The sequence below is a fragment of the Actinomadura roseirufa genome (assembly GCF_900659635.1).
GTDB lineage: Bacteria > Actinomycetota > Actinomycetes > Streptosporangiales > Streptosporangiaceae > Spirillospora > Spirillospora roseirufa.
Genome location: NZ_CAACVB010000591.1, coordinates 1 through 623, shown reverse-complemented (window position 1 = coordinate 623; position 623 = coordinate 1). Strand labels below are relative to the sequence as shown.

Here is a 623-nt window from a genome sequence, read left to right as displayed (position 1 = left end):
CTGGCCACGCCCGGCGCCGCGCCGCCGATCGCCGGCGCCGCCGTGGCGGCGGCGGCCGGCGCGGTGGGCGCGATCCTGCTCGTCTCTTTCGACGATCTCGTCGACCTGCTCGTGGGGAGCCACTGATGCCCTTTCTGATCGCCGCGGTCGTGTTGCTCGGCCTGCTGGCCGTGCTGAACCTCCTGCTCACCCTGGCTCTCATCCGCCGGCTCAAGAGCGACGAAGCCGCGTCCGGCCATGGCGGGCACGGCGGTGACACCGGCCCGCCCGTGCTCCTCAAGCCGGGATCACGGCCCGCGGACGTGATGGCCCTGACCACCGCCGACGAGCCGGTGTCGACCGAGACCCTCAGCGGCGTGGTCGGGTTCTTCTCCGCCAACTGCGAGCCCTGCCACGACCTCGCGCCACGCCTGGCCGAGCACGCCCGCGCGGTGGGGCGGGAGAAGGTCCTGGCCGTGGTCGCGGGAGACGACCCGGGGCTGGTCGCGCTGCTCGCGGGGTCGGTGCGGGTCGTCGTGGAGGACTTCCAGGGTCCGGTGTCGACCGCGTTCAAGAACGAGTGGACTCCGGCGTTGTATCTGCTGGCGGACGACCAGCGTGTGGTGGCGACGGGCGGGCGCTTG

At 73.2% G+C, this 623-nt stretch carries 1 protein-coding gene; it reads left to right on the top strand.

Annotated elements, in window-relative coordinates; genetic code table 11:
• Nucleotides 1-125 precede the first annotated feature (125 nt).
• Nucleotides 126-623: thioredoxin domain-containing protein (locus E1291_RS41585; protein ID WP_131743497.1), on the top strand; the 498-nt coding region annotated here is incomplete at its 3' end.